18 protein-coding genes and 1 riboswitch are annotated in these 21,914 nt (G+C 60.5%); of the genes, 8 read left to right on the top strand and 10 right to left on the bottom strand.

What is annotated here, in order from left to right; all coding sequences use genetic code 11:
• Positions 1-31: 31 nt before the first annotated feature.
• Positions 32-245, bottom strand: a riboswitch (cobalamin riboswitch).
• Positions 246-367: 122 nt separating this feature from the next.
• Positions 368-1,471 (top strand): tRNA (uridine(54)-C5)-methyltransferase TrmA, encoded by a 1,104-nt coding sequence (trmA, locus tag RE418_RS07030; RefSeq protein ID WP_049205309.1) that lies wholly within the window; start codon positions 368-370, stop codon positions 1,469-1,471.
• Positions 1,472-1,511: 40 nt separating this feature from the next.
• On the opposite strand, the gene RE418_RS07025 is transcribed toward trmA, so the two are convergent.
• Both RE418_RS07025 and fabR read right to left on the bottom strand, forming a co-directional pair.
• Positions 1,512-1,877: a YijD family membrane protein gene (locus RE418_RS07025; protein WP_060448498.1), complete on the bottom strand. Its 366-nt coding sequence runs from the start codon at positions 1,875-1,877 to the stop codon at positions 1,512-1,514.
• 15 nt (positions 1,878-1,892) lie between these two features.
• Positions 1,893-2,525 carry an HTH-type transcriptional repressor FabR gene (gene fabR, locus RE418_RS07020; RefSeq protein WP_004931044.1) on the bottom strand — a complete coding sequence of 211 codons (633 nt, stop codon included), beginning with the start codon at positions 2,523-2,525 and terminating at the stop codon, positions 1,893-1,895.
• A 218-nt stretch (positions 2,526-2,743) separates the two neighbouring features.
• Between fabR and sthA the strand changes: the two genes are divergently transcribed.
• On the top strand, positions 2,744-4,141 hold the full coding sequence (gene sthA, locus RE418_RS07015; protein ID WP_004931047.1) for a Si-specific NAD(P)(+) transhydrogenase: 1,398 nt from the start codon (positions 2,744-2,746) through the stop codon (positions 4,139-4,141).
• Here the strand turns inward: sthA and oxyR are convergent.
• Entirely contained in the window at positions 4,124-5,041 is a 918-nt protein-coding gene (gene oxyR, locus RE418_RS07010) for a DNA-binding transcriptional regulator OxyR (RefSeq protein WP_025304651.1), read from the bottom strand. The genes sthA and oxyR overlap by 18 nt on opposite strands.
• A 151-nt stretch (positions 5,042-5,192) precedes the next feature.
• Between oxyR and RE418_RS07005 the strand changes: the two genes are divergently transcribed.
• From RE418_RS07005 to RE418_RS06990, 4 genes are all read left to right on the top strand, one after another.
• The gene (locus RE418_RS07005) at positions 5,193-5,924 is read left to right on the top strand and encodes a glutathione peroxidase (protein ID WP_015379403.1); all 732 of its coding nucleotides are present in this window, start codon (positions 5,193-5,195) and stop codon (positions 5,922-5,924) included.
• Positions 5,925-5,996: 72 nt separating this feature from the next.
• On the top strand, positions 5,997-7,445 hold the full coding sequence (locus tag RE418_RS07000; RefSeq protein WP_049205311.1) for a dihydrolipoyl dehydrogenase: 1,449 nt from the start codon (positions 5,997-5,999) through the stop codon (positions 7,443-7,445).
• 162 nt (positions 7,446-7,607) lie between these two features.
• The gene (locus tag RE418_RS06995) at positions 7,608-7,868 is read left to right on the top strand and encodes a hypothetical protein (protein ID WP_025304653.1); all 261 of its coding nucleotides are present in this window, start codon (positions 7,608-7,610) and stop codon (positions 7,866-7,868) included.
• The gene (locus RE418_RS06990; RefSeq protein ID WP_019452249.1) at positions 7,855-8,181 is read left to right on the top strand and encodes a type II toxin-antitoxin system HicB family antitoxin; all 327 of its coding nucleotides are present in this window, start codon (positions 7,855-7,857) and stop codon (positions 8,179-8,181) included. The genes RE418_RS06995 and RE418_RS06990 overlap by 14 nt, the downstream gene beginning before the upstream one ends.
• A gap of 36 nt (positions 8,182-8,217) precedes the next feature.
• Here RE418_RS06990 and argH read toward each other — a convergent pair whose 3' ends face one another.
• The 4 genes from argH to argC all read right to left on the bottom strand — a co-directional run bounded on the left by argH (position 8,218) and on the right by argC (position 12,705).
• Positions 8,218-9,591, bottom strand: coding sequence for an argininosuccinate lyase (gene argH / locus RE418_RS06985; protein WP_089181444.1), 1,374 nt, complete (start codon positions 9,589-9,591; stop codon positions 8,218-8,220).
• 69 nt (positions 9,592-9,660) lie between these two features.
• Positions 9,661-10,881 (bottom strand): argininosuccinate synthase, encoded by a 1,221-nt coding sequence (locus RE418_RS06980; RefSeq protein ID WP_019452247.1) that lies wholly within the window; start codon positions 10,879-10,881, stop codon positions 9,661-9,663.
• Between the two features lie 25 nt (positions 10,882-10,906).
• Positions 10,907-11,680 (bottom strand): acetylglutamate kinase, encoded by a 774-nt coding sequence (argB, locus tag RE418_RS06975; RefSeq protein WP_016929723.1) that lies wholly within the window; start codon positions 11,678-11,680, stop codon positions 10,907-10,909.
• Between the two features lie 20 nt (positions 11,681-11,700).
• Positions 11,701-12,705 (bottom strand): N-acetyl-gamma-glutamyl-phosphate reductase, encoded by a 1,005-nt coding sequence (argC, locus tag RE418_RS06970; protein ID WP_025304655.1) that lies wholly within the window; start codon positions 12,703-12,705, stop codon positions 11,701-11,703.
• A 216-nt stretch (positions 12,706-12,921) separates the two neighbouring features.
• On the opposite strand from argC, the gene argE reads away from it, so the two are divergent.
• Positions 12,922-14,067 carry an acetylornithine deacetylase gene (argE, locus tag RE418_RS06965; protein WP_164068515.1) on the top strand — a complete coding sequence of 382 codons (1,146 nt, stop codon included), beginning with the start codon at positions 12,922-12,924 and terminating at the stop codon, positions 14,065-14,067.
• A 257-nt stretch (positions 14,068-14,324) separates the two neighbouring features.
• A complete protein-coding gene (gene ppc, locus RE418_RS06960) occupies positions 14,325-16,961 on the top strand; it encodes a phosphoenolpyruvate carboxylase (protein ID WP_025304657.1) in 2,637 nt (878 codons plus the stop codon).
• A 107-nt stretch (positions 16,962-17,068) separates the two neighbouring features.
• Here ppc and metF read toward each other — a convergent pair whose 3' ends face one another.
• From metF to metB, 3 genes are all read right to left on the bottom strand, one after another.
• Entirely contained in the window at positions 17,069-17,965 is an 897-nt protein-coding gene (metF, locus tag RE418_RS06955; protein WP_019452242.1) for a methylenetetrahydrofolate reductase, read from the bottom strand.
• A gap of 229 nt (positions 17,966-18,194) precedes the next feature.
• Complete coding sequence (locus RE418_RS06950) at positions 18,195-20,630, bottom strand: bifunctional aspartate kinase/homoserine dehydrogenase II (protein ID WP_043140969.1); 2,436 nt, start codon at positions 20,628-20,630, stop codon at positions 18,195-18,197.
• Positions 20,631-20,632: 2 nt separating this feature from the next.
• Entirely contained in the window at positions 20,633-21,793 is a 1,161-nt protein-coding gene (metB, locus tag RE418_RS06945; RefSeq protein WP_025304659.1) for a cystathionine gamma-synthase, read from the bottom strand.
• Positions 21,794-21,914: the final 121 nt, after the last annotated feature.

The raw sequence follows: 21,914 nt of genomic DNA, 5'->3' as shown, positions 1-21,914 counted from the left end.
GATCATGGCCGGTAGTTCGCGACGGCCACGGACATTGCGACGTAACACCGGCAGGTCTTCGGGCTTGGGATTTGCGGGCCGCGGGGCGCGACCAGCAACGGGCGATGACTTCCCATCCTGCAGTGGACAGTGTCTGCGTCGAAACGCTATCGCCGTGACTTCCCCTTACCGCTGCGCGTCAGCTCCGGATTCACACCGGATTCCCTTTTCACTCGCTGCTTGAGGCCGGACGGCAATGCTACGATCAATGAAAATAGATGTCTAGACTGCTACTAATGTTACAAATAATAAACGCGACAAAACTGGACTTCATGGGCTGATTCCCTACAATCCCCGCTGATCAAATTTGCCTGACGAGAAGACACACATGACGCCCGAGAATTTGCCTATTGAACGTTACGATGACCAACTGGCGGAGAAAGTCGCCCGCCTGAAGATGTTGATGTCACCGTTCGCGGCGCCCGAGCCGGAAGTGTTCCGCTCGCCAGTCGACCATTACCGCATGCGCGCCGAATTCCGCATCTGGCACGACGCGGATGACATGTATCACATCATGTTCGATCAACAGACCAAGCAGCGTATTCGCGTCGACCAGTTCCCGGCGGCCAGCGAACTGATCAACCGCCTGATGACCGCCCTGATCGCCGCGCTGAAACCGGAGCCGATCCTGCGCCACAAGCTGTTCCAGATCGATTATCTGTCGACGCGAAGCGGCAAAATCATCGCTTCGCTGCTGTATCACCGCAAGCTGGATGACGTTTGGCAACAGCGAGCCGAGCAGCTGCGCGACGAGCTGCGCGCTCAGGGTTTCGACCTGCAGCTGATCGGCCGGGCGTCGAAGACCAAGATCATGCTCGACCAGGATTATGTTGACGAAGTGCTGCCGGTCGCCGGCCGCGACATGATCTATCGTCAGGTGGAAAACAGCTTCACGCAGCCCAACGCGGCCATGAACGTGCAGATGCTGGAGTGGGCGTTGGCGGTTACCGCCGGTTCCAAAGGCGATTTGCTGGAGCTGTACTGCGGCAACGGCAACTTCTCGCTGGCGCTGGCGCGCAATTTCGAGCGCGTGCTGGCGACCGAGATCGCCAAGCCGTCGGTGGCGGCGGCGCAGTACAACATCGCCGCCAACCATATCGACAACGTGCAAATCATCCGCATGGCGGCAGAAGACTTCACTCAGGCGATGAACGGAGTACGCGAATTCAACCGGTTGAAAGGCATCGATCTGAGCGGCTACAACTGCGAGACGATTTTCGTCGATCCGCCGCGCAGCGGGCTGGACGAGGAAACGGTGAAGATGGTGCAGGCTTACCCGCGCATTCTGTATATTTCATGCAATCCGGAAACGCTGTGTGCCAACCTGGAAACGCTGCAGGCCACCCACCGGGTCAGCCGCCTGGCGCTGTTCGATCAGTTCCCGTATACCCATCACATGGAATGCGGTGTGTTGCTGGAAAAGCATCGCTGATACGACAGGGGCGCCATGATGGCGCCCCGTTTCATTACGATTATTGAGTCGGCGCATCCGGCGCCTTGCGCGCCTTCAGTTTCATCCCGATCCACAGCACCAGCGCCACGCAGATCACCGACGGCAGGAAGTTGGAGCCGATCTGCGGATATTCGGCGCGCACGATGGCGCTGTACAGCAGCAGCCCCAGCAGGAAACAGGCCGCCGCCAGCTTCGGCATACCGTCCGGCATGGCGCGGTTCAGGTAACGCTGATGCAGGCAGTACACCGCCAGCACCAACGCGATCAGCGGGAAGATCGAAAACGGCACCACCGAGCTGAACAGCGCAGCAAAGGAACCGTTGATCGAAAGGCCGGCAATTAACGCCAGCAGTAAGGTGCCATTTTCACGGCCTGGTTTTTCCATCATTTTTTACCTTTTTTATACGTGGGACACAGAAGCTTTTTCTTGTTCGCGACGATACCAGTAATACGCCCCTTTGGAGATCATCCGTAGCTGCAGCACCAGCCGTTCTTCCAGCTGCTGCCGCTGCTCGACGTCGATATCCAGCGCTTCCGCGCCGGCGCTGAACACGATGGTGACCATCGCTTCCGCCTGCGCTTCGGTAAAACTGCGCGGCATGTGGTTTTCCAATTCGAGGTAGTCCGCCAGTTCAGCGATGAAATGCTGGATCTCGCGCGCCACTGCCGCACGGAATGCCGCCGACGTGCCAGAGCGCTCACGCAGCAGCAGGCGGAAGGCGTTCGGGTTGTTGCCGATAAATTCCATAAAGGTGGATACCGAGGTGCGGATTACGCTGCCGCCCTTGGCGATGCGTTGGCGCGCCTGGCGCATCAACTGACGCAGCATCAGGCCGCTTTCGTCCACCATGGTCAGCCCCAGCTCGTCCACATCGCGGAAATGGCGATAAAACGACGTGGGCGCAATGCCCGCCTCGCGTGAAACTTCCCGCAGGCTCAGGCTGGCGAAGCTGCGTTCGGCGCTCAGCTGGCTGAAAGCGGCTTCGATCAGGGAACGACGAGTCCGTTCTTTTTGTTGTGCTCTGACGCCCATATGCATATCCGGATAGGTTCCATTTTCTCAGTCTAACGCCCTAGACTCGGCAATATAGCAAATTTTATTGCAACAGCATTTATACTAACGCGCTCTATCACACTTCCGCCCTGAGCCGATTGTGCTTTGACTCAAAAAGCCTAATGGTGATTGGGTGAGCAGCGCTATGATGTTAAGATACCGTTGTAATCTTGTATAAAAAAACAGGTCTCTCCTACATGCAACAGCACTATCAATTTGATGCCATTGTGATTGGCTCGGGCCCTGGTGGTGAAGGTGCCGCCATGGGGCTGGTGAAACAGGGCGCCCGCGTGGCCGTTATCGAACGGTACAATAACGTAGGCGGCGGATGTACCCACTGGGGCACCATCCCTTCCAAAGCCCTCCGCCACGCCGTCAGCCGCATTATCGAATTCAACCAGAACCCGCTTTACAACAACTCGCGCACGCTCAGCGCGACCTTCCCTGACATTTTACGCCACGCCGATAACGTCATCAGCCAGCAGACCCGCATGCGCCAAGGGTTCTATGAGCGGAATCAGTGCAAACTGTTCGCCGGTGACGCGCGCTTCATCGACGCCAACACCGTCAGCGTCAGCTATATGGACGGTACCCAGGACACCATCCGCGCCGACCACATCGTGATCGCCTGCGGCTCGCGTCCTTACCATCCGGCCAGCGTCGATTTCAATCACCCACGCATCTACGACAGCGACTCCATTCTCGAACTGAGCCATGAGCCGCGCCACGTCATCATTTACGGCGCCGGGGTGATCGGCTGCGAATATGCGTCTATCTTCCGCGGCCTGAACGTCAAGGTGGATCTGATCAACACCCGCGACCGCCTGCTGGCGTTCCTCGATCAGGAGATGTCGGATTCGCTCTCTTACCACTTCTGGAACAACGGGGTGGTGATCCGCCACAACGAAGAGTTCGAGAAGATCGAAGGCACCGAAGACGGCGTGATCGTGCACCTGAAGTCCGGCAAGAAGGTGAAAGCGGACTGCCTGCTATACGCCAACGGCCGTACCGGTAATACCGATTCGTTAGGGTTGGAGAACGTCGGCCTGGAGTCGGACAGCCGCGGGCTGCTGAAAGTGAACAGCATGTATCAAACCGCGCTGTCGCACATTTATGCGGTCGGTGACGTCATCGGCTATCCGAGTCTGGCTTCCGCCGCCTACGATCAGGGCCGCATCGCCGCGCAGGCGATCGCCTCCGGTGAAGCCAGCGGTCACTTAATCGAAGATATCCCGACCGGCATCTACACCATTCCGGAAATCAGCTCCGTCGGCAAAACCGAGCAGGAACTGACGGCGATGAAGGTGCCGTATGAAGTGGGCCGCGCCCAGTTCAAACATCTGGCGCGTGCGCAGATCGCCGGGATGAACGTCGGCAGCCTGAAGATCCTGTTCCATCGCGACACCCTGCAGATCCTCGGGATCCACTGCTTCGGCGAACGTGCGGCGGAGATCATCCACATCGGTCAGGCGATCATGGAACAGAAAGGTGAAGGCAATACTATCGAGTATTTCGTTAATACGACCTTCAACTATCCGACCATGGCCGAAGCCTACCGGGTGGCAGCGCTTAACGGCTTAAACCGCCTGTTTTAACGCGTTGTCGATGTAGCCCTGCATGTGCTCGCGGATCGCTTCGGCCAACTGCTCATAACGGCTGCGCAGTGGGGAACCGGGGCGATACACCAACGCGATGGTGCGCTTCGGCTCCGGCTTGTAGCAATCCAGATAGCAGACGCCATCGCGCTCGCGCTGCGGCGGCACCGCCAGGGACGGCAGCAGGGTAATGCCGCTGCCGGCCGCGACCATATTGCGCAGCGTTTCCAGACTGGTGGCGCGGAAGTGGGTATCCTCGTCCGCGCCCGCCTGGAAGCAGAAGCCCATCGCCTGATCGCGCAGGCAGTGGCCATCTTCCAGCATCAGCAGCTTTTCTCCCGCCAAATCCGGCATCGCCACGCGCTCGCGCTGCGCCCACGGGTGATCGGAATACACCGCCAGCTTCATCGGTTCATCGAACAGAGGCACTTCGATAAACGCCTCGGTTTCCTTCACCAGCGCCAGAATGGCGCAGTCCAGCTTGCCGCTGTCGAGTTGCGCCAGCAGTTGGTGGGTTTGCGCTTCGTGCAGGTACATTTCCAGTTTCGGGAAGGTTTTGTGCAGCGTCGGGATGATCTGCGGCAGCAGATAAGGCCCCACGGTCGGGATCAGACCGATGTGCAGCGGCCCGGACATGGCCTCGCCCTGCTGGCTGGCCATCTCCTTCAACACTTTCACTTCGCGCAGCACGGTACGCGCCTGCTCCACCAGCAACAGGCCCGCCTGGGTGAACAGTACCTTGCGGCTGGTGCGTTCGAGCAGCATGACGCCCAACTCGTCTTCCAGCTTGCGGATCTGCCCGCTCAGCGTGGGTTGGCTTACATGGCATGAATCGGCCGCGCGGCGGAAGTGCCGGTGCTCGGCCAAGGCGACCAGATACTCTAAATCACGAATATTCATTGTTTCCCTCCATTCCATGATAGCTCATGGCGATAGATAAGATAGCAATGAGCGATTAGATCTATCAAGCCCCAGCGACAATAATGTGTCCCAACGAAGCGATATCGCGCTAAATGCTAAAAATTACTTTTCCTAATTAAGGGGTTAATCAATGTTTACCAGTCAAGAAGGCAAGAAAGTTCCTCAGGTTACTTTCCACACCCGTCAGGGCGACCAATGGATTGATGTGACCACTGATGACCTGTTCAAAAACAAAACCGTCATTGTTTTCTCGCTGCCGGGCGCGTTCACGCCGACCTGTTCTTCGAGCCACCTGCCTCGCTACAACGAACTGTCCAGCGTATTCAAGCAGCACGGCGTCGACAGCATTCTTTGCGTCTCCGTGAACGATACCTTCGTGATGAACGCCTGGAAAGCCGACCAACATGCGGAAAACATCACCTTCGTGCCGGACGGCAACGGTGAATTCACCAAAGGCATGAACATGCTGGTCGAGAAAGCGGACCTGGGCTTTGGCCCTCGTTCATGGCGCTACTCGATGCTGGTGCGCAACGGCGTGGTCGAGAAAATGTTCGTCGAGCCGAACAAGCCGGGCGACCCGTTTGAAGTGTCCGACGCCGACACCATGCTGAAATACCTGGCGCCGGAATTCAAAGTGCAGGAATCGGTCTCCCTGTTCACCAAACCGGGTTGCCCATTCTGCGCCAAAGCCAAACAGATGCTGCAAGAGCGCGGCATTCAGTATGAAGAGATCGTCCTGGGCAAAGACGCCACCACCGTTAGCCTGCGCGCCGTCAGCGGCCGCGCCACGGTGCCGCAGGTGTTCATCGGCGGCCGTCACATTGGCGGCAGCGACGATCTGGAAACTTTCCTGTCAGCTTAATAAGTAATAACAAAGCCAACGTGAACTTTGGCGGGCTACGGCCCGCCCTTTTTTTACCTTTCAGGAGCGGATATGAAACTGTTGAACGTTGATGTTGCGGTCATCGGCGGCGGCACCGCAGGGCTCGGCGCCTATCGCGCGGCCAAACTGTCTACCCCCAGCGTGGTGATGATTGAAGGCGGGCCTTACGGCACCACCTGTGCGCGCGTTGGCTGCATGCCATCCAAATTATTGATCGCCGCCGCCGAAGCGGTGCATCAAATCGAACGTGCGCCGGGCTTTGGCGTGCACCCAACCGGCAAAACGCGTATCGACGGACGCGAGGTGATGGCGCGCGTCAAACGCGAACGCGATCGTTTCGTCGGCTTCGTGCTGGAAGGCGTGGACGAGATCCCGGCCGCCGACAAAATTCAGGGCTATGCCCGCTTTATCGACGACAACACGCTGCAGGTCGATGACCATACGCGCATCGTGGCGCAGCGCATCGTGATCGCCACCGGCTCTCGCCCCAGCTGGCCGGCGCCGTGGAACGAACTGGGCGATCGCCTGATTGTCAACGACGATCTGTTCAACTGGGATGACTTGCCGCAGTCCGTGGCAGTATTCGGCCCCGGCGTCATCGGGCTGGAGCTGGGGCAAGCGCTGCACCGCCTCGGCGTCGACACCAAGGTCTTCGGCATCGGCGGCGCCGTCGGGCCGCTGACCGACAGCGCCGTGCGCGATTACGCTGCGAAGGCGTTGGGAGAAGAGTTCTACCTCGACGCCGACGTGAAAGTGGAGATGATGCAGCGCGAAGGCGACCGCGTATTTATCCGCTATCAGGATCTGCAGGGCCAGTCGCAGGAGATCCTGGTGGACTACGTGCTGGCCGCCACCGGCCGCCGCCCCAACGTCGATCGGCTGGGTCTCGAAAACACCGACCTGCAGCTCGACGCTCGAGGCGTGCCGCTGGCCGACCGCCTGACGATGCAAACCAGCGTGCCGCATATCTTTATCGCCGGCGACGCCAGCAACCAGCTGCCGCTGTTGCACGAGGCCAGCGATCAGGCGCGCATCGCCGGCGCCAACGCCGGCAGCTTCCCGGAGATCAATCCAGGTCTGCGCCGCAGCGCGATTTCGGTGGTGTTCTCCGATCCGCAGATCGCCATGGTCGGCTCGACTTTCCGCGAGCTGAGCGAGAAGTTCAGCGCCTGCGGCTGCTTTGAAGTGGGCAAAGTCTCGTTTGAGAATCAGGGCCGCTCGCGGGTGATGCTGCGCAATAAGGGCATTTTGCACGTCTACGGCGAGCAAGGCACCGGCCGTTTCCTCGGCGCGGAAATGATCGGCCCCGACGCCGAACACATTGCGCACCTGTTAGCCTGGGCGCACCAACAGCAGATGACCGTCGATCAGATGCTGGACATGCCGTTCTATCATCCGGTGATCGAAGAAGGCTTGCGCACCGCGCTGCGCGATCTGCAGGCGAAGCTCAAACTCGGCACGGCCGAAATCGAGCGCTGCCAGCGCTGTCCGGGTGAGTAACCTCTTATTCTCCGTTTATATCCACCGGGCCTTCAGGCCCGGTTTTTTTGCGCAGCACTTTCCACAATTTCCTCCCTCCGCTTGCCTCACGGCCCGCCCGCGCTCATTTTTTATGCTTTGGCATTGAATTGATACCAATAACGATACTAAAATGGAGGCGGCATGAACGAGATCAGGGATGACATCGCTGATTTGCAACAGCGGCAGAACAGCATCAAATTCGCCGAGTTAGCGAAAGTCTGCGTGCGATGGTTTGGGCCGCCGCGCATAAACGGTAGCAGCCATCACGTTTATCGCATGCCCTGGCCAGGCGATCCGCGCATCAATATCCAACGCGGCAACAACGGCGCGGCCAAGGCATATCAGGTTAAGCAGGTCATCGCCGCACTGGCCAGAATGGAGGAAGAACATGGAAAAGCATGAACACTATACCTATCGCATCACCTGGTCAGCGGAAGATCGTGAATATGTCGGGCTGTGCGCCGAATTCCCCTCGCTGTCCTGGCTAGCCGCCACGCGTACCGGCGCACTGGAGGGTATCGAAAAAGTCGTGAGCGAAACGATCGCCGACATGCTGGCGCAAGGTGAAACGCCGCCGCAGGCGCTGGCGGAAAAGAACTTCAGCGGAAAACTAGTGTTACGCATGACGCCGGAACAGCATCGCCGGCTGGCGATCGGCGCGATGGAGGAAGGCGTGAGCCTGAACCGTTATCTGTGCGCACGCCTGGCGGGGTAGAGGTGCAAGGGCGGCACCAGGCCGCCCTTATCGTCCTCAAGCTAAACGCTGTTTCGCTGCGGCGATTGCCGCGGCCACCTGCTGCGGCGCGACGCCGCCTTTGGCCGCACGTTTGTCCAGGCAAGATTGCAACGCCAGGATCGGATAGACGTCGTCGCCAATCGTCGCGCTAAACTGCTGCAAATCCGCCAGCGGCAGCGCTTCCAGCGGTTTGCCCTGGCGAATCGCCTCTACCACCACCTCACCGACGATATGGTGCGCTTCGCGGAACGGCACGCCCTTGGCGACCAGGTAATCCGCCAGCTCGGTGGCGTTGGCATAGCCCTGCTCCGCCGCTTCCTGACAGCGCGGGCGCTTCACCTGAATGCCGTCCAGCACCAGCGCCGCCATCTGCAGGCAGTCCATCCAGGTGTCGAGCGCGTCGAACAGCCCTTCTTTGTCTTCCTGCATGTCTTTGTTGTACGCCAGCGGCAGGCCTTTCAGCGTCATCATCATGCCGGTCAGCGCGCCCTGTACGCGGCCGCACTTGCCGCGGATCAGCTCCAGCGCGTCCGGGTTTTTCTTCTGCGGCATCAGCGAAGAGCCGGAGGTCACGCGGTCAGACAGCTCGACAAACGCCGCTTCGCCGCTGTTGAAGAAGATCATATCTTCGGCGAAGCGTGACAGGTGCACCATGCTGATGGCGGCGTTGGACAGCAACTCCAGCACGTGATCGCGATCGGATACGCTGTCCAGGCTGTTGCGGGTCGCCGAGGCGAAGCCCAGCCAGCCGGCCAGTTGCTCGCGATCGATAGGATACGCAGTGCCGGCCAGCGCGCCGCTGCCCAGCGGGCTGACGTCCAGCCGTTTCAGGGTATCCTGCAGTCGGCTCTCATCGCGCGCCAGCATCTCGACATAGGCCAGGCACCAGTGCGCGAAAGTCACCGGCTGCGCGCGTTGCAGGTGGGTATACCCCGGCATCACCGCATCCTGATTGGCTTCGGCGGTCTCCACCAGCGCCTGCTGCAGCTGGACGATCGCCTGATGCAGATCGCCGATCTGCTGTTTGCACCACAGCTTCAGATCGGTCGCGACCTGATCGTTGCGGCTGCGGCCGGTGTGCAGCTTCTTGCCCAAGTCACCGACCTTCTCGATCAGCTTCTGCTCCACCCAGCTGTGGATGTCTTCGGCATCGCTTTGGACGATCGCCAAAGGATCGGCCTGGACTTCCGTCAGCAAGGCATTCAGCGCCTGCTCCAGCTGCTGTTGCTCCGTTGCCGTCAACACGTTAACGGTCACCAGCGCCTTCGACCAGGCCACCGAGCCCACGATATCTTGCTCCGCCAGGCGATAATCGAACCGCAGCGAATCGTTGAGTTGCTTGAACCGCTGATCCGCCGCCTGAGTGAACCGTCCGCCCCAAAGTGCCATACCTTTACTCCTGAATTTTTATGCGAAAGGGCGCAGCATGCTGCGCCCTTGCAGAGTCACGCCAATCGGTTATTTATTCTTTTTCTCGTTCAACGCGCGGATGCGTGAAGACAGAGAGAACAGGCGGATAAAGCCGCCCGCGTGGCTATGATCGTAAACTTCGTCTTCGCCGAAGGTGGCGAACTCTTCGGAGTACAGGCTGTTGGCGGATTTCTTCTGAGTCGCCGTCACCTGACCTTTGTACAGCTGCAGCACGACTTCGCCGTTCACCTCTTCAGCCAATGCTTCGGCAGAGGCCTGCAGCGAGCGGCGCAGCGGCGCGAACCAACGGCCGTCGTACACCACATAGGACATCTCCAGGCCCAGCTGCTCGCGCCATTTGAAGCTGTCGCGATCCAGCACCAGCTGCTCGACGGCGCGCAGCGCCGCCACCATGATGGTGCCCCCTGGGGTTTCATAACAGCCGCGGGATTTGATGCCCACCAGGCGGTTTTCCACGATGTCGATCCGGCCGACGCCGTGCTTGGCGCCCAGCGCGTTCAGGGTTTCCAGGCACTGGTACGGCGACAGCGCTTTACCGTTAACCGCCACGACGCGGCCTTTCTCAACGGTAACGGTCACCTGCTCAGGCTGATCCGGCGCTTCCTGCGGATCGACGGTCCATACCCAGCAATCCTTGTTTGGCGCGTTCCACGGGCTTTCCAGCACGCCGCCTTCGGTGGAGATGTGCCAGGCGTTCTCATCGCGGCTATAGATTTTTTCCAGCGACGCGGTGGTCGGGATGTTGCGCTCTTTCAGGTAATCCAGCAGCGCTTCACGGGAACGCAGGTTCCACTCGCGCCACGGCGCCACCACTTTCAGCTGCGGCGCCAGCGCGGTGTAGGTGGTCTCGAAACGCACCTGGTCGTTGCCTTTGCCGGTCGCGCCGTGGCACAGCGCATCGGCGCCCACTTTCAACGCCAGCTCGACCTGCGCCTTGGCGATGATCGGCCGCGCCATCGAGGTACCCAGCAGGTAGCTGCCCTCGTACAGGGCGCCGGTCTGCAGCACCGGATAAACGTAATCGCGGATAAATTCTTCACGCAGATCGACCACGTGACATTCAGAGGCACCGGACTGCAGGGCTTTTTGCTCCACGCCTTCCAGATCGCTGCGCTCCTGGCCGATGTCCGCCACGAACGCCACCACTTCACAGCCGCCGTAGTTCTCTTTCAGCCATGGAATGATGGCCGAGGTATCCAGGCCGCCGGAGTACGCCAGAACGATTTTTTTGATGCCTTGGTTTTGCATGATCTATTCCTTTCTAATTCTAAAATTAAGCGAGGATCCGGGTGCCAATCGACACGCCGTTAAACAAAGCAGGAAGCTGATCGGCATGGCGCCAGCTGGCGATATCCACCGGGCGGCCGAGGGTGCGGGCGGCGTCGAGCGCCGCATTCACCTTCACCACCATACCATCGGTGATGATGCCTTGCGCGATCAGTTGTTCCGCTTTTTGCGCCGTCATTTCCGCAATGCGTTGCCCCTTGCCGTCGAGGATGCCGCTGACGTCCGACAGCAGGATCAGGTCCGCCCCCAGCGTCGCCGCCAGCGCCGTCGCCGCCTGATCGGCGTTCACGTTCATTAACTGCCCTTCGGCGGTGATGCCGATGGAGCTGATAACCGGCAGGTAGCCGGCGCCCAGCAGGGTATTGAGCAGCGCGGGCGAACCGGGCTGCGCGTTGCCGACGTGGCCCAATGCCGGATCGAGCGGGGTCACGACCGCGCTGCCGCCGTCCGCCAGGCTCAGGCCGACGGCGTTGATTTGGTGTTTAATCGCCCACGCCAGCAGCGTTTTGTTGGCGGTGCCGGCCAGCGCCCCAGTGATGATGTCGATCTGATCGGCCGGCGTGACCCGCAGGCCGTTCTTTTTCACCACCGGCAAAGCAAGCTGCTTCATCAGTTCGTCCACCACGCAGCCGCCGCCGTGCACGATCACCAGCGGACGCTGATGCTGCTGGCGGTAGCTGTCCAGCGCGGTAAACAGACGCTCCAGCGCTTCTTCACTGTCTAATAACACGCCACCTAACTTGATAATTAACGGGTTCATTGCTGTTTACTCACGCTGGTTTAAAGGAGTGACTGGGTTTCCGGGAAGCCGAAACGGATATTCAGGCATTGCACCGCCTGCGCCGCCGCGCCTTTCAGCAGGTTGTCTTCCACCGCGACGGCGATCAGATGCTCGCCCTGCACCGCAAAACCGATATCGCAGAACGGCAACCCCACCACCGCTTTCAGCGCCGGCACGCCCTGGTCGTACAACCGCACCAGCGGCTTGTCGTCATAGGCGGCATGATAGGCGGCCGCGACGTCCTGCGCGGTCACGCCGGCTTTCAGGCGGCAGGTGATGGTTTCAAGGATGCCGCGCGGGAAGTTGCCCAGGTGCGGCGTAAAGATAACCGGCACGCCCAGGTGCGCGGCGATCTCCGGCTGGTGCCGGTGAGTGAAAATACCGTACGGCTGCAGGCTCACTTCGCAGAAGCTGGTGGTCATGCTGGCCTTGCGACCGGCGCCGCTAACGCCGCTGGTGGCGTTGATCACCGGCCACTGGTCGAGGTTCAGCAGCTGTTTTTCGATTAACGGTTTCAGCGCCAGCTGCGCCGCCGTCGGGTAACAGCCCGGCACGGCAATCAGCTGCGCCTGTTTGATCTTGTCGCTCTGCCACTCCGCCAGGCCGTACACCGCCTGCTCCAGCAGGGCGCCATGCTGATGCTCGAAACCGTAGTACTGGCTATAAAAACCGGCGTCCTGCACGCGAAAGGCGCCGGACAGATCGAACACCACGCAGCCCGCCGCCAGGAAGGCCGGTGCGATATCGTGGCTGACTTCATGGGCGGTGGCGAGGAACACCACGTCGATGCCCTGCGCCGCCTTGGCAACGTCGGTCAACGGTTGCAGCGGCAGATCAACGATGCCTTTCAACTGGGGATGGAGATCGGAAAGCAACTTTCCTGCATCTGCACTTTGCGCTGAAACCGCTAAAGCGGTTATGTTCATGTGTGGGTGGCGATTCAGGTAAGCCGTGAGCTCCGCTCCGGCGTAACCGCTGGCACCAACGATCAGCGTATTCAACATGTGGCCTTTCACCTTCTAAACTGACGTGCGGTCGCTTGCGACCCAGGTAACAGGGCTAGCCAGCGTTGTTGCGCCGTTCACCCACGGAGCCAGGCGTTGATGCTTTTATAAACATCCGGGTATCGGGTTCCCTTACGCGTCGGCTTACTGTATTTTTATTCAAAATAAATGCATGAATATTGATACTATCCTAACCAAAGGCTGTCAACAGTGAAGATGAAATTACCTCCATTTATTGAGCTGTACCGGGCGTTGATCGCAACGAAGTCAATCAGCGCCACCGATGCCGGCCTCGATCAGAGCAATGAGGCGTTAATCAACTTGCTGGCCGGATGGTTTGCCGACCTGGGCTTTCGCGTCGACGTACAGCCGGTGCCGGAGTCGCGCCACAAATTCAACCTGCTGGCCAGCATCGGCGAAGGCAGCGGTGGCCTGTTGCTGGCCGGCCACACCGATACGGTGCCTTACGACGAAGGCCGCTGGACGCGCGATCCCTTCACCCTGACCGAGCACGACAACAAGCTCTACGGGCTAGGCACCGCCGACATGAAAGGCTTCTTCGCCTTTATTCTGGATGCGGTGCGCGATATCGACGCGAGCAAATTGACCAAGCCGCTGTACATTTTAGCCACCGCAGATGAAGAAACGACGATGGCCGGCGCGCGTTACTTCGCCGCCTCTACCGCCATTCGTCCAGATTTCGCCATCATCGGTGAGCCGACCTCGCTGCAGCCGGTGCGCGCACACAAGGGCCACATGGCCAACGCCATTCGCATCGTCGGCCAGTCCGGCCACTCCAGCGATCCGGCACGCGGCGTCAACGCCATCGATCTGATGCACGAATCCATCGGCCGCCTGATGGAGCTGCGCAAAACCCTGCAGGAGCGCTACAACAACCCGGCGTTCGCCGTGCCTTATCCCACCATGAACTTCGGCCATATCAGCGGCGGCGACGCGGCCAACCGCATCTGCGCCTGCTGCGAGCTGCACCTGGATATCCGCCCGCTGCCCGGCATGACGCTCGACAACATCAACGAACTGATGCATCAGGCATTGGAGCCGGTGAGCCAACGCTGGCCGGGCCGCCTGACCATCGAAGAGCTGCACGCGTCGGTACCGGGCTACGAATGCCCGACCGACCACCGCATGGTGGCAGTGATCGAGGAACTGCTGGGCACCCGCACGCAGGTGGTCAACTACTGCACCGAAGCGCCGTTCGTTCAGCAGGTCTGCCCGACGTTGGTGCTCGGCCCCGGTTCCATCGATCAGGCCCACCAGCCGGACGAATACATCGACACCGCGTTTATCGAACCGACGCGCAAACTGTTGGGCCAGCTGATCAATCACTTTTGCCAGCAATAAACCAGACATTTAGCAGGGGAAATGCTTTATGCTTCCCCTAACTCAAAATAAGTAGAAGGCAGCGAAATAAGCCACGCTGATAACCCACGCGGCGTAATTAAATTTCAGAAAATGCGCCGATTTTGATGTTTTTTTGCTAAAAATAGTGTCAATTGACGATTGGACAGGAACGCGATGTGATCAGGCAGGCGGTCTGCGCCTGACGCGTGAAATTTATTTACAAGATAAAAATCATACAGAACTGGGTCAGGGGTTATATGAACGAACAATATTCGGCAATGCGCAGTAATGTCAGTATGCTCGGCAAATTGCTCGGCGATACCATCAAAGAAGCGCTGGGCGAGCATATTCTCGATCGCGTTGAGACCATCCGTAAGCTTTCCAAATCCTCACGCGCCGGCAACGAAGCGCATCGCCAGGAGCTGCTCTCCACCCTGCAGAACCTGTCCAACGACGAGCTGCTGCCGGTGGCGCGCGCCTTCAGCCAGTTCCTCAACCTGACCAACGTCGCCGAACAGTACCACAGCATTTCGCCCAACGGCGAAGCCGCCAGCAATCCGGAAGCGCTGGCTCAACTGTTCAGCCGCCTCAAAGACAAAAAGCTCAGCGACAAAGAGCTGCAGCACGCGGTGTCGCAACTCTCCATCGAGCTGGTGCTGACGGCGCACCCGACGGAGATCACCCGCCGCACCCTGATCCACAAGCTGGTGGAGGTCAACACCTGCCTCAGCCAGCTCGATCACAACGATCTGGCCGACTACGAGCGCAACAAGATCATGCGCCGCCTGCGTCAGCTGGTAGCCCAGTCGTGGCACACCGATGAAATTCGCAAACACCGCCCTTCTCCGATCGACGAAGCCAAATGGGGTTTTGCCGTCGTGGAAAACAGCCTGTGGGAAGGCGTGCCGGCGTTCCTGCGCGAATTCAACGAACAGCTGGAAAACTCCATCGATTACAGCCTGCCGGTAGAAGCGGTGCCGGTGCGCTTCACTTCCTGGATGGGCGGCGATCGCGACGGCAACCCGAACGTCACCGCCGAAATTACCCGCCATGTGCTGCTGCTCAGCCGCTGGAAAGCCTGCGACCTGTTTACCCGCGATATTCAGGTACTGGTCTCCGAGCTGTCGATGACCGAGTGCACCCCGGAGCTGCGCGCCCGCGCCGGCGGTGACGAAGTGCAGGAACCGTACCGCGAAATCATGAAGCAGCTGCGCAGCCAGCTGATGAGCTCCCAGGCCTATCTGGAAGGTCGCCTGAAGGGCGAGCGCGTGCTGAAACCGCACGACCTGCTGGTGAACAACGAGCAGCTGTGGGAGCCGCTGTATGCCTGCTACCAGTCGCTGCAGGCCTGCGGCATGGGCATCATCGCCAATGGTCAACTGCTGGATACCCTGCGCCGCGTGCGCTGCTTCGGCGTGCCGCTGGTGCGTATCGACGTGCGCCAGGAAAGCACCCGCCATACCGAAGCCATCGCCGAGCTCACCCGCTATCTGGGGCTGGGCGATTATGAAAGCTGGTCGGAAGCCGATAAGCAGGCGTTCCTGATCCGCGAACTGAACTCCAAACGCCCGCTGGTGCCGCTGAAATGGCAACCGAGCGCCGATACGCAGGAAGTGCTGGAAACCTGCCGGGTGATCGCCGAAGCGCCGCAGGGTTCGATCGCCGCCTACGTGATTTCGATGGCGCGCACGCCTTCCGACGTGTTGGCGGTGCACCTGCTGCTGAAGGAGGCCGGCTGCCCGTTCGCGCTGCCGGTCGCCCCGCTGTTCGAAACCCTCGACGACCTGAACAACGCCGACGACGTGATGACCCAGTTGCTGAACATCGACTGGTATCGCGGCTTCATCCAGGGCAAACAGATGGTGATGATCGGCTATTCCGACTCGGCGAAAGACGCCGGCGTGATGGCCGCTTCCTGGGCGCAGTACCGCGCGCAGGACGCGCTGATCAAAACCTGTGAAAAGGCCGGCGTAGCGCTGACGCTGTTCCACGGCCGCGGCGGCTCCATCGGCCGCGGCGGCGCACCTGCGCATGCGGCGCTGTTGTCGCAGCCACCGGGCAGCCTGAAGGGCGGCCTGCGCGTCACCGAACAGGGCGAGATGATCCGCTTCAAGTTCGGCCTGCCGGAAGTCACCATCAGCAGCCTGGCGCTGTATGCCGGCGCGATCCTCGAGGCCAACCTGCTGCCGCCGCCGGAACCGAAGAAAGAATGGCGGGCGCTGATGGACGACCTGTCCGAGACCTCCTGCCGGATGTATCGCGGCTACGTGCGTGAAAACCCGGACTTTGTGCCTTACTTCCGCGCGGCCACGCCGGAGCTGGAGCTGGGCAAACTGCCGCTGGGTTCACGCCCGGCCAAGCGCAAGCCGAACGGCGGCGTAGAGAGCCTGCGCGCCATTCCGTGGATCTTCGCCTGGACGCAGAACCGCCTGATGCTGCCGGCCTGGCTCGGCGCCGGCGCCGGATTGCAGGAAGCGGTGAAAGCCGGCAAACAGGCGGAGCTGGAAGCGATGTGTCGCGACTGGCCGTTCTTCTCCACCCGTATCGCCATGCTGGAAATGGTGTTCGCCAAAGCCGACCTGTGGCTGGCGGAATACTACGATCAGCGCCTGGTGGATAAAGCACTGTGGCCGCTGGGCCAACAGCTGCGCGATCAGCTGGAAAGCGACATCAAGGTGGTGCTGACCATCGCCAACGATGCGCACCTGATGGAAGACCTGCCGTGGATCGCTGAATCCATCGCGCTGCGCAACGTTTACACCGACCCGCTGAACGTCTTGCAGGCCGAATTGCTGCACCGTTCGCGTCAGCAGGAGCAGCCGGACGCTCGAGTGGAGCAGGCGCTGATGGTCACCATCGCCGGCGTCGCCGCCGGGATGCGCAACACCGGCTAGTGAGCCTCATCGCGGCCCCGTTTATCGGGGCCGTTTTTTTATGCCTTTCCCCCACAAAAAAAGGGCGCCGCAGTAAAGCGGCGCCCTTTTTTTGTGGGGGAAGCCTGTCAGGCGGCGGCCACCGGGCGCACGCCCAGCGTGTGGCAGATCGCGTAGCTCATCTCTGCACGGTTCAGCGTATAGAAGTGGAAATCTTTCACCCCTTCGCGGCTGAGGATCTTCACCATGTCCATGGCGATGTTGGCGCCGACCATTTTACGGGTCTCCGCATCGTCGTCCAGCCCTTCGAACATGCTGGTCATCCAGCTTGGCACCCGCACGTTGGTCATGGTGGCGAAGCGCTGCAGCTGCTTGAAGTTGGACACCGGCAGAATGCCCGGCACGATTTCCACGTCGATACCGGCGGCAACGCAGCGGTCGCGGAAGCGCAGGTAGCTCTCAACGTCGAAGAAGAACTGGGTAATGGCGCGATTGGCGCCGGCATCGATCTTGCGTTTCAGGTTAATCAAATCGGCCTGGGCGCTTTTCGCCTCCGGGTGCACTTCCGGGTAGGCGGCGACGGAAATGTCGAAGTCACCCACGTCTTTCAGCAACGCCACCAGATCGGTCGCGTACATGTCCGGCTTGCCGCCGCCCGGCGGCAGATCGCCGCGCAGCGCCACGATGTGACGAATGCCGCTGTTCCAGTAATCGGTCGCAATGTCGCGCAGCTGCGCCGGGCTGGCGTCGATGCAGGTCAGGTGCGGCGCCGCCTCCAGGCCGGTGCGCTCCTTGATCCCCTTGATGATGCTGTGGGTGCGATCGCGCTCGCCGGAATTGGCGCCGTAGGTGACGGAAACGAATTTAGGTTTGAGGATGCTCAGACGATCGATCGACTGCCACAGGGTCTCTTCCATCTCGCTGGTGCGTGGCGGGAAGAACTCGAATGATACGTTAATCTGGCCGTTCAACTCCGCCAGACTCTGATTCAGCGCTTCCCGCTGGTTTGCGTGGAAAAAACTCATACCCTGCTCACCTCTTTATCGATCACTGTTTTTATTTCATCTTGATGAGCGTCTATACGTTTAGACGTCTAGATAGAAAATGCCGCATGTTGGCTAAAGAGTCAACAGGAAAATGAGGGGAATAAGATGATTAATCCTCACCCGCTCAACGAGGGAATTTCATGATCGCGGCAAAGATAAGTATGGCAGGAAAAGCAAAGGGGCGCGGTGAGCCCGCGCCCGCAGAGGATTAAAGCAGCTGCGCCAAACGGTTAAGGTCTGACTGGATAGCGCCGGCGGTCACATCGCGGCCGGCGCCCGGCCCGCGGATCACCAGCGGATTATCGCGATACCAGCGGCTTTCGATGGCAAACACGTTGTCGCACGGCAGCAGCGAGGCCAGCGGGTGCTCAGGGCGCACCGCCTCCACACCGACCCGCGCCTTGCCGTTGGCGTCGAAACGCGCCACGTGGCGCAGCACCAGGCCCATTTCGCTGGCGGCCTCAAAGCGCTGCTGCATCTGCTGATTCAGCGCCTCACCGTTCTCGAAGAACTGATCGACGGAGCCCAGCTCGCAGCCCGCCGGCACCAGCGACTCGACCCGCACCTGGTTCGGTTCGATGTCGTAGCCCGCCTCGCGCGCCAGGATCACCAGCTTGCGCATCACGTCCTGGCCGGAGAGATCGACCCGCGGATCCGGTTCGGTCAGCCCCTGCTGCCAGGCCTGATCCACCAGCTCGGTGAACGGCACCGTGCCGTCATATTGCAGGAACAGCCAGGAAAGCGTGCCGGAGAAGATGCCGCTGATCGCCAGAATGCTGTCGCCGCTGTCGCGCAGATCGCGCACCGTGTGGTTGACCGGCAGGCCGGCACCGACGGTAGCGTTATACAGCCAGTGGCGGCCGGTTTTGGCGAAGGCGTCGCGTATTTGGCGATAGCTGTCGCTGCACGAGGCCCCCGCCAACTTGTTGGCGCTGATCACGTGGAAACCGTAGCTGGCGAAATCCAGATACTGCCCGGCCAGCTCTTCGCTGGCGGTCACGTCGAGCACCACCAAATCGTCGAACGGGTGCGCGCGCATCCACAGGAACAGCGATTCTTCATCCAGCTCCTGCGCTTCGTCCTCAAAGAATGCCAGCGCGCGGCTGGCGTCCAGCCCGTCATAGTTCAGCAGGCTGCGGCGGCTGTCCACCACCCCCGCCAGGATAAATTCGAAGCCGCTGCGCGCGGAGATATTGGTCTGCTCACGAGCGAACAGCTCCAGCCAGCGCGACCCGATGTTGCCCTTGCCGAACAGCACCAGACCGATGCGCTTCTCGGCGCGGAACAGGCTTTGGTGCAGCCCCTGAATCAGCAGCGCGGTCGGCCCCTGGCGCAATACCGCCACCAGGCTGATGCCATCTTCCGCCTGCCAGATAAATTCGACCGGCTGATCTTTCAGTTGCTGATAGAAACGGTGGCTGTGCAGCGGGTTCTTGCATACCCCGGCGCCGACCATCGCCACCAGCGCCAACCCTTCACGCAGATGCAGTTCACCCGGCAGCGCCGAGGCCTGCAGGATCGCCAGTGCGCTGTTGACCACCTCGGAGGTGTAGCACAGCTGCACCCGATTGCGGTCAGGATGGATGCCCACCGCCAGCGGTTTGATCTGCGCGCGTTTGAGCACCAGATCCAACTCTTTCTGCGCCAGTTTGAAGTCATGCTGAGCGGCGACGTGCAGCTCAATCAGGCACACGTCATCGTGGCTGGTGACAATCTTGGCGCCGGTGCCGGACGCCAATACGCGCTCGATGCGCGTCGAGCCCTGCTCCGGCTGGTAGCTGCAGCGCAGCTGAAGATCGATATCGCTGCCGGAGACCGGCTGCAGGGTACGGGTGTGCAACACCGGCGCAGCCAGACGCGCCAGCTCGCTGGCTTCGTCCAGACGCAGCAGCGGCAGCAGGCAGGCGTCTTTCACCTTGCGCGGATCGGCGCTGTAAACCCCGGCCACGTCGCTCCAGATGGTGACGCGCGCAGCGCCGGCCAACGCGCCGACCTGAGTGGCAGAGTAATCACTGCCATTGCGCCCCAACAGCACGGTTTCCCCGGCGTCGTTGCGCGAAATGAAGCCGGTCACCACCAGGCGCTTGCCCGGATGTTGAGCCAACAATTGCTGCAGCAGCGGATAAGAACGGCCTTCATCCACCTGCGGCTGCGCGGCGCGTTCGGCGCGCAGGAAATCACGCGCATCCAGCCAGGCCGCCTGCATATCCAGGTGGTTGAGCACCGCCGCCATCAGGCGCGCCGACCAGATCTCGCCGTGCCCGACCACTTCGGCATAGCACACCTCGTCAGCTTTACCGTCCAGCAGCACCGCCAGACGTTCCAGATCCTGAATGAACTCGGCGATCAGCGGCTCGGCGCTTTCCGGCGGCAACAGGCCGCTGATAAGATCGCTGTGATAACGACGCAACGTCTGCTGCACCTGGTGCGCAGACAGGCGATCGCTCTGGCTGAGCTTCAGCCAGTTGATCAACTGGTTGGTGGTACTGCCGGCGGCCGATACCACCATCATGTCGCCCGGCTGGCTGTATTCCGCCATAATCCCGGCCACACGCAGATAACACTTCACATCCGCCAGACTGCTGCCGCCAAACTTGTGCAGTTGACGCCCGCTCACCGGCCCTGCTACAGCAATTGCATTCATGCTTACCTCGTTGCCGCCGCCTGGAAAGCGCGTTCCAGATCGGCAATCAAATCTTCACTGTCTTCAATACCCACGGAAATGCGCAGCAGGCTCTCGGAGATGCCGGCCGCTGCCCGCGCCTCCGCCGCCATGCCGGCGTGGGTCATGGTCGCTGCATGCGAGATCAGGCTTTCTACGCCGCCCAGCGATTCTGCCAGAGTAAACAGCTCAAGGGCAGAGAGAAAACGGCGCAGCACCGCTTCATCGCCGTCCAGTTCAAAACTCAGCATCGCGCCGAAACCACGCTGCTGCCGGCGGGCGATCTCATGCCCCGGATTTTCCGGCAGGGAGGGATGATACAGCTTTTTCACCAGCGGTTGCTGCTGTAAATAACCGACAATCGCTTCGGCGTTTTGCTGCGCCGCCTTGATGCGCGGCGACAGCGTGCGCATGCCGCGCAGCAGCAGATAGCTGTCGAACGCACCGCCGGTTACACCGATATTGTTCGCCCACCAAGCCAATTCGACCGCCAGCTCGGGATCTTTGGCAATCACCGCGCCGGCCACCACGTCTGAATGCCCATTCAGGTATTTGGTGCAAGAATGGACCACCAGATCGGCACCGAGTTCGATCGGCTGTTGCAGGGCCGGGCTGAGGAAGGTGTTGTCCACCACCGTCAACGCGCCCGCCGCGTGCGCGGCGGCGCAGATCGCCGCGATATCCACCACCCGCAGCAGCGGATTGCTGGGGCTTTCAATCAGCACCAGCTTCGGCTTTTGCGCCAGCGCCTGCTGCAGGGCGGCTTCATTACCCTGATCGACGAACAGCACGCGATAGGCGCCGCGCTTGCTCAGGCTGTCGAACAACCGATAGCTGCCGCCGTAGCAGTCGTGCGGCGCCACCAGCAGATCGCCGGGCTTCAGCAGCACAGTGGTCACCAGATGGATCGCCGACATCCCGCTGCCGGTCATCACCGCGCCGGCGCCGCCTTCCAGCTCCGCCAACGCACGTTGCACCACGTCGCGCGTCGGGTTGCCGCGGCGCGAGTAGTCATGGGCTCGGGGTTGGTTGAAGTCGGTAAAGTTATAGGTGCTGGACAGATGAATCGGCGGGACGACGCAGCCGTACTGTTCGTCATCGTTCAGGCCGCTGCGTACGGCAATCGTGGCTGGTTTACGCGTCATGGTCTCGCTCGGCTCTCGGTTCGGTGAATGAGGCCTAAAGAGTAATCGCAGGATTGATAGACGTCAATACATCTGGACATCTAAACTTCTTTGCGTATAGATTGAGCAATGACACAATACC

The sequence above is a fragment of the Serratia sp. szju genome, assembly GCF_044594185.1.
GTDB lineage: Bacteria > Pseudomonadota > Gammaproteobacteria > Enterobacterales > Enterobacteriaceae > Serratia > Serratia bockelmannii.
This window is presented reverse-complemented; position numbering and strand designations above follow the sequence as displayed.

Coding starts and splice junctions, on each gene's coding strand:
- trmA (WP_049205309.1), top strand. CDS start 368: ATGACGCCCGAGAATTTGCCTATTGAACGTTACGATGACCAACTGGCG.
- RE418_RS07025 (WP_060448498.1), bottom strand. CDS start 1,877: ATGGAAAAACCAGGCCGTGAAAATGGCACCTTACTGCTGGCGTTAATT.
- fabR (WP_004931044.1), bottom strand. CDS start 2,525: ATGGGCGTCAGAGCACAACAAAAAGAACGGACTCGTCGTTCCCTGATC.
- sthA (WP_004931047.1), top strand. CDS start 2,744: ATGCAACAGCACTATCAATTTGATGCCATTGTGATTGGCTCGGGCCCT.
- oxyR (WP_025304651.1), bottom strand. CDS start 5,041: ATGAATATTCGTGATTTAGAGTATCTGGTCGCCTTGGCCGAGCACCGG.
- RE418_RS07005 (WP_015379403.1), top strand. CDS start 5,193: ATGTTTACCAGTCAAGAAGGCAAGAAAGTTCCTCAGGTTACTTTCCAC.
- RE418_RS07000 (WP_049205311.1), top strand. CDS start 5,997: ATGAAACTGTTGAACGTTGATGTTGCGGTCATCGGCGGCGGCACCGCA.
- RE418_RS06995 (WP_025304653.1), top strand. CDS start 7,608: ATGAACGAGATCAGGGATGACATCGCTGATTTGCAACAGCGGCAGAAC.
- RE418_RS06990 (WP_019452249.1), top strand. CDS start 7,855: ATGGAAAAGCATGAACACTATACCTATCGCATCACCTGGTCAGCGGAA.
- argH (WP_089181444.1), bottom strand. CDS start 9,591: ATGGCACTTTGGGGCGGACGGTTCACTCAGGCGGCGGATCAGCGGTTC.
- RE418_RS06980 (WP_019452247.1), bottom strand. CDS start 10,881: ATGCAAAACCAAGGCATCAAAAAAATCGTTCTGGCGTACTCCGGCGGC.
- argB (WP_016929723.1), bottom strand. CDS start 11,680: ATGAACCCGTTAATTATCAAGTTAGGTGGCGTGTTATTAGACAGTGAA.
- argC (WP_025304655.1), bottom strand. CDS start 12,705: ATGTTGAATACGCTGATCGTTGGTGCCAGCGGTTACGCCGGAGCGGAG.
- argE (WP_164068515.1), top strand. CDS start 12,922: ATGAAATTACCTCCATTTATTGAGCTGTACCGGGCGTTGATCGCAACG.
- ppc (WP_025304657.1), top strand. CDS start 14,325: ATGAACGAACAATATTCGGCAATGCGCAGTAATGTCAGTATGCTCGGC.
- metF (WP_019452242.1), bottom strand. CDS start 17,965: ATGAGTTTTTTCCACGCAAACCAGCGGGAAGCGCTGAATCAGAGTCTG.
- RE418_RS06950 (WP_043140969.1), bottom strand. CDS start 20,630: ATGAATGCAATTGCTGTAGCAGGGCCGGTGAGCGGGCGTCAACTGCAC.
- metB (WP_025304659.1), bottom strand. CDS start 21,793: ATGACGCGTAAACCAGCCACGATTGCCGTACGCAGCGGCCTGAACGAT.